5 protein-coding genes and 1 pseudogene are annotated in these 6,421 nt (G+C 72.3%); 1 reads left to right on the top strand and 5 read right to left on the bottom strand.

Annotated elements, in window-relative coordinates:
* From ACFW2Y_RS34045 to ACFW2Y_RS34025, 5 genes and pseudogenes are all read right to left on the bottom strand, one after another.
* Window positions 1-199: pseudogene (locus tag ACFW2Y_RS34045) on the bottom strand (family 1 glycosylhydrolase); the annotation flags it as partial.
* Window positions 200-218: 19 nt separating this feature from the next.
* A complete protein-coding gene (locus tag ACFW2Y_RS34040) occupies window positions 219-1,202 on the bottom strand; it encodes a DMT family transporter (RefSeq protein WP_384887097.1) in 984 nt (327 codons plus the stop codon).
* Window positions 1,203-1,382: 180 nt separating this feature from the next.
* Complete coding sequence (locus ACFW2Y_RS34035) at window positions 1,383-2,384, bottom strand: LysR family transcriptional regulator (protein ID WP_384887094.1); 1,002 nt, start codon at window positions 2,382-2,384, stop codon at window positions 1,383-1,385.
* A gap of 13 nt (window positions 2,385-2,397) precedes the next feature.
* Window positions 2,398-3,315, bottom strand: a complete 918-nt coding sequence (locus ACFW2Y_RS34030; protein WP_384887091.1) for a TIGR03619 family F420-dependent LLM class oxidoreductase — start codon at window positions 3,313-3,315, stop codon at window positions 2,398-2,400.
* Window positions 3,299-4,504, bottom strand: coding sequence for an MFS transporter (locus tag ACFW2Y_RS34025; protein WP_384887088.1), 1,206 nt, complete (start codon window positions 4,502-4,504; stop codon window positions 3,299-3,301). The genes ACFW2Y_RS34030 and ACFW2Y_RS34025 overlap by 17 nt, the downstream gene beginning before the upstream one ends.
* Window positions 4,505-4,722: 218 nt before the next feature.
* On the opposite strand from ACFW2Y_RS34025, the gene ACFW2Y_RS34020 reads away from it, so the two are divergent.
* The gene (locus tag ACFW2Y_RS34020; protein WP_384887086.1) at window positions 4,723-6,393 is read left to right on the top strand and encodes a glutamate--tRNA ligase; all 1,671 of its coding nucleotides are present in this window, start codon (window positions 4,723-4,725) and stop codon (window positions 6,391-6,393) included.
* Window positions 6,394-6,421 lie beyond the last annotated feature (28 nt).

Below are 6,421 nucleotides of genomic sequence, written 5' to 3'. Positions count from 1 at the left end.
AGTGGTCGCTGGCACCGTGGGCGTCGCTGCGCGCGTAACTGGCGCCCTGCGTCGGGGTGGAGACCAGTGTCGGGGTGTAGTAGTTGATGCCGAGGGCGTCGACCGGACGGGAGATGGTGGCGAGGTCGCCGTCCTTGACCAGCTTCGACCAGTCCACCAGGTGCGAGGTGTCGGTGATCAGGTCCTCGGGGTACTCGCCTGTGCGTCGCGTCCGGGTCTCACTTGGCGCCGGCGACCGGGGCCGACGCACCGGCCGGTCCGGTCTCCTGGGGGCTCCGGGCCGGGGCCGCGGCGACGGCACCCGCGGCGGGGCCGTCGGTCGCGGGCTTGTCAACCGGCTTGCGGCGCAGCAGCGCGGTCGCGACGAGCACTGCGGCGGTGCCGAGGAGCACGGTCCAGGCGAGCGACTCCCCGAGGAAGACGGCACCGAGGACCACGGAGACGACGGTCATGAGGTAGATGACGGTGGCGGCGGCTGCGGGACCGTCCTTGGTGATGATGACCGTGTTGAGCAGTACGGCGAAGCCGGTGCACACCACACCGAGGATGATCAGGGCGACGGTGGAGTCGGCGCGCCACACGACGGGTTCGAGGCCGAGGAACGGCACCGCGAGCAGGGTGAGCAAGGCCGCGATGCTCAGCTGCCCGCCGGCCAGCATGAAGACCGGGATGCCGCGGCCCGCCAGGAAGCGACCGACGTAGGCGAAGCTGCTGCCGAAGCTGATGGCGCCGAGGACGAAGCAGATGATGCTGCCGGTGGAGGCGTGGGTACCGGGGTCCCAGGGGGCGGCCACCAGGACCACTCCCAGCAGACCGATGGCCATGCCCCAGACGCGGGCGGCGCCCAGCCGCTTCTCGCTGCCGAGCAGCACGGCCGCACCGAGCGTCCAGACCGGGCCGGTGCCGCTGACGATGCCGGCGACGTTGCTGGAGCCGTCGATCTCCCCCTGGGCGAAGAGCAGCCAGGGGACGGCGTTGCCGAGCAGTGCGGCCACGGCCATGTGCCCCAGGATCGTCTTGTCGCGCGGCGGGCGCTGCCCCTTGGCCAGTCCGATGGCCATCAGGACGGCCGCCCCGAGGACGAGCCGCACGAAGACCATTTCGACCGGCGAGAAGCCGTAGCCGGAGATCTTGATCCAAAGGAAGACCGAACCCCACAGCAGGCTCAGTCCGGACAGTCTCAGGAGCGCGCCCGTTTTCATGACCGACCCTCACATTCGATGGAAGCGGAGAAAGACTCGAGGAGGCGGGGAGGGACGGAATTCGCCCGTCGACCCGCAGCACGAGCGTCGCCCCGGGCGCCGCTCCGCGTCCAGCAAGGAATCTTTCCGATGAACGTGAAGGCCAACTTAAAGTTTGGATTAATTGCGCACAGTCGCCATTTAACCTCCATTTCCATGGGACATGGCGCCGTTCAACTCTGATTCCATCATCCGGGCCGTCTCGCGCAGGGCGTCAAGAACGGCCTCGATCTGGGGCACGTCACCGCTGCCGGACCGCACGGCGGCGAACACCCGGCGCCAGGGCGCGTCGTCGATCCGCCGGACCACCACACCGGGCCGGGAGCCGCGGCGGGCGAGCCGCGGTACGAGGCAGATGCCCAGCCCTTCACGGACCGCCGCCAGCGTGGCGTCCCACTCTCCGATGACATGGGTCGCCTGCGGGGTGAAGCCGGCCGCCGCACACGCCGCCAGCGGGATCTCCTGGCACATGCCGACCGTGGCGAAGATCCATGCGTCCTCGGCGAGGTCCGCGAGCGTCAGCGCGGGGGCCTGCACCATCGGATGCCCGGCGGGCAGCGCCACGTCGAACACCTCGGTCATCAGGGGGTGCTTGTCGAAGCGGGTGTCGAAGGCCGGGACCGACGGGGATTCCACCGCGATGACCACGTCGGTGCGGCCCTGCTCCAGCATCTCGAAGCTGGCCGGCGGATCGACCTCGGCGAGTGTCGTGCGCAGTCCGGGACTGCGCCGCTTGACGATGCCGGCGGCCGGGAGGATGAGTGGTGCGAGCGTGGTACCGAACCCGGACACGGACACCTCTCCCCGCTCGCCGTCGCCGTACTCGGCCAGGGAGCGGTGCAAGCGGTCGATGCACGCGAAGATCTCCTCGGCGCTGCGGAGCACCACCCTCGCCGCTCCGGTCAACCGCAGCCGCCGGCCCACCGGTTCGGTCAGTGGGACTCCCAGCTCCTTCGCCAGGCCTGCAAGTTGCTGTGACACTGCCGAAGGGGTCAGGTGCAGCGAGGCCGCCACCGCACTGACCGTGCCCCGCCGGTCCAGCTCCATCAGCACCCGCAGCTTGCGCAGATCCGGTTCGCTGCCGTACGGCCTGGCCGTGACGGCCCCCTTGTCCATGGCCGGACCCGGCGTCTCTCTGTCCATGTCCGACGCAACGTCAACGCAGGCGGCCGTGTTCCAGGTCGATCACTTCGGCCGCCAGGCGCGCGAACGCGGCGAGGTCGGCCTCAGCGCGCCCGGCCGTGCGCACCTGCGCGGGAAACGTGGGGTCGAGGACGACCGCCTCCGCACCCAACCGCTCCAGCAGGCTCAGGTCCTCGTGGATCTGCTCCACGCTGCCCTCGCCGAGGACCCGCCCCGCCGGCAGCGGACGACTGGTCAGCCGCAGCTTGATCCGCGGGGCGAGCGCCGGAACCGGACGGTCCAGCCGCTTGGCGGTGTCCCGCAGGGCGGGCAGCCCGGCGTGCACCAGCCAGTCGGCGGTGACGGAAGTGGGGTGCCAGGCGTCTCCGTAGCGCACGGCCCGCCGCAGGGCACCCGCACTGTGGCCGCCGATCCACACTTCGGGCCCCTCGGGCCGCACCGGCCGGGGCCCGGTCCGCACGGGGCCGAAGGAGACGAACTCCCCGTCGTGCGCGATGACGTCCTGGGTCCAGAACGCCTTCATCACGCGCAGGTACTCATCGCTGCGAGCACCCCTGCGGGCATAGGGGACGCCCAGCGCGGCGAACTCGCCCGGCGCCCAACCGGCTGCGGCGCCGAAGACGAACCGGCCTCCGCTGAGCTGGTCGATGTTGGCCACCTGGCGGGCCACGAGCAGGGGGTGACGGTACGGCAGGATCGCCACGGTCGTCCCGAGGCGGACCCCGTGCGTGACCCCCGCAAGCCAGGCGAGCACGGTGAACGGGTCATAGAACGGCGCGGGGAACAGGCTCTCCACCTCGGAGGTGCTCGCCACGTGGTCGGAGACCATCAGCTGGTGGTATCCGAGCCCCTCCAGCCGCTGCGCCCACTCCAGCATGCTCGCGGGCGTGGTCGCCGGACCGTAGTTGGGCAGGTTAGCTCCGAACCGCATGGGAGTCTCCGTTCTGTTCGGGCCCCGACTGCGGGGCCGGCGCGGGGGCGGGGTGGGGAACCGCCGACGAGCGTCGGCGGGTGAGGACGTGCAGCACACAGGCCGCGGCTGCCACGGCCGCCGCCACCAGCGGCAGGTGGCGGGGAGCGGTCCCGGCGGACAGCACCGTTCCGCCGAGCGCGGCGCCGGCCGATCCGCCCAGGTAGGTGGCGGAGCTGTTCAGCGCGAGGACGGCGGCGCCGCCGCGCGGTCGCAGGGCGAGCAGCCGGTGCTGCTGCGGCACCACGAACGCCCAACCGACCGCCCCCCACAGCACCAGCGAGAGCAGGACGGCGGCGCCGCCGAGCAGCGGCAGGAGGGCCAGTCCCCCGGACAGCGCGACCAGCAGCGCCGTCACATGGGTCCCGGCCCGACCGGTGCGGTCGAGCAGCGGTCCCACCAGGAGGCTGCCCGCGACCCCGCCGGCCCCCCAGAGCCACAGCGCCGTCTGGTGCCCGGTGACGCCGGACGCGTCAAGCACCGGCACCAGATAGGTGTAAAGGCCCAGGCTGGCCACGGTCTGGAGGAACGTGGTGAGCACCACGGCGACCACCCGGAAGTCAGCGAGCTGGGCGGCGCGCTCGCGCAGGGACGGCATCGCGGCGCCGGTGACGTCCGGCAGCAGCAGGGCGGCCCCGACGAGCGCCACCGCACCGATCCCGGTGACCAGCCACAGGGCCGACCGCCAACCGGTGTGCGCAGCCAGCAGCAGCCCGGCCGGCACGCCGATCACCGTGCCCGAGCTCAGGCCGCCCAGCACCACGGCCAACGCCCGTCCACGCCGCTCGAGGCCGACGAGCCCCGTCGCCGCGATCGCGGCGACGGGCATGAACACCCCGGCGGCCACCCCGGCCAACCCGCGCGCCACCATCAGCGCGGGCAGGCCGGACACCATCGCCGTGGCAGCGTTGGCCAGGCAGAACAGCACCAGTGCGGCGAGCAGGACCTGCCGGACGCCCCATCGCGCAAGAGCCGCGCCCACCAGCGGGGCGAGCAGGGCGTAGCAGAGCATGAAAACCGTCACCAGCTGCCCGGTGACCGAGGCGGGCTCGTGCAGGTCCCGCCCCATCGCGGGAAGCAGCCCGGCCGTCACATAGGCGTCGGTTCCCACGGCCAGCGCTCCGAATCCGAGCAGCAGCACGCGCAGCACACCCGCCTCCTCTCCTCCGCCGCCGTCACCGTCCGGTTCAAGACTCGCGCAGCACGGGCCCCCCGGGGGCATCCAGGGGCATCGGGAGTACGGGTTCCCACACTCCCGGCCCGTCCGGCCGGCCGCACCGCGGTCCGTGCGCCCTAACGTCGACGTCCCGACGCGGCCGTGGCCCATCTGGCCGCCGCACCCGAGGCAACGCGACGGAAGGACGAGCCATGCAGGACCGTGACACCATCGACTCCTGGTTCCCCACCGATCTGCTCCCGCCCGCCCACTGGGAGCAGCACTACGCACCACGGGAGCTGCCGCCGCGGGCCCGGGTGACCCGGTTCGCTCCCAGTCCCACCGGATCGATGCACTTGGGCGGCCTGTACGTGGCGACCTTGGCGCGCGATCTCGCGCACCGCTCGGGCGGCACGTACCTGCTCCGCATCGAGGACACCGACAAGGAACGGGAAGTGGCCGGCGCGGCAGAGGAGTTCGCGCGGGTCTTCCGCTACTTCGGGCTCGAACCAGACGAGGGCGGGCCGGACGGCCCATGGGGGCCGTACCGGCAGTCCGATCGCGCCGCCGTCTACCTGTCGTACGTGCGCGAGCTGGTCCGCGAGCAACGGGCGTACCCGTGCTTCTGCACCCCCGAGGAGTTGGAGCGCCACGTCGGCGAGCAGCGGCGCACCCGTTCCCCGCTCGGCTACTACGGCAAGTGGGCCCGTTGCCGCTCGTTGTCCGTGCCGGAGGCCGGTGCCAGGATCGCGGCCGGGCAGCCTTACGTGGTGCGGCTGCGCTGCCCCGTCGGGCTGCCGGGCCGGGTGCGCTTCCAGGACCTCGTCCGCGGGTCCCTGACCATGTTGGACAACGGCAACGACGTGGTCCTGATGAAGTCCGCGGACGCCACCGGAGTCAGACTGCCCACGTACCACCTGGCACACGTGGTCGACGACCACCTGATGCGGGTGAACACGGTGGTGCGCGGCGACGAGTGGATCTCGTCCCTGCCCCTGCACCACCAGCTGCACCGATCACTCGGCTTCCGGCCGCCCGAGTACGCCCACGTCGCACCGCTGATGAAGCTCGACGGCGGCAACCGGCGCAAGCTCAGCAAGCGCAAGGATCCGGAGTCGGCGGCGGGGTTCTACGTGGCGGCCGGGTACCCTCCGGCGGCCGTCGACCACTATCTGCGCGGGCTGGCCAACAGCCGTCTGGCGGACCTGCCCACCGAGCGGGCGGTGGCCGAGCCGCTGCGGCTGGACGCGATGGGGACCGCCGGGCCCATGCTGGACCTGGCCAAGCTCCGTTCGCTGAGCCGGGACCACATCGCCTCGCTGGCGCCCGAGGAGGCGCGGGCCCGGTTGGGCGACTGGGCCGCCACGCACGATCCCGAGCTGCACGCCACGCTGGCCAGGCACCCGGACCTGGCCCTGGCCGCGTTCGAGATGGCGCGGCGGGGCACCGGAACCCCGCGCAAGGACCTGGCGTGCTGGTCGGAGTTCCGGGCCGCGTACGGCTTCTGCTTCCCCGAGCTGCACGAACTCGTCGACCGGCCGGACGACGCCCGCCTCGGCGGGCTGCCCGAACCCGTGGTCGTCGTCCTGGCCGCGGACCTGATCGCCGACTACCGGCATGCCGCGACGCCGGAGGAATGGTTCGCAAACGTCCGCTCGGTGGCCGAGCGGCACGGGTTCGCCCCGGACGTCCGCGCGCACCGGGCGGCACCCGAGGCCTACCGCGGCTCCGTCCGGGAAGTGGCCAACGTGCTGCGGGTGTGTCTGACGGGCAGCCGCTGGAGCCCCGACCTGTTCCAGGTGGCCCAGTCCCTGGGGGAACGGGAGGTGCTGCGCCGTCTGGAGCCGCTGGCCACTGCGGCGGCGGTCTGTGCCACGACCTGATCGCGACATGAGAGACGGCGGCTCGCCC

This window comes from Streptomyces sp. NPDC058877, assembly GCF_042742855.1.
Taxonomy (GTDB): domain Bacteria; phylum Actinomycetota; class Actinomycetes; order Streptomycetales; family Streptomycetaceae; genus Streptomyces.
This window is presented reverse-complemented; position numbering and strand designations above follow the sequence as displayed.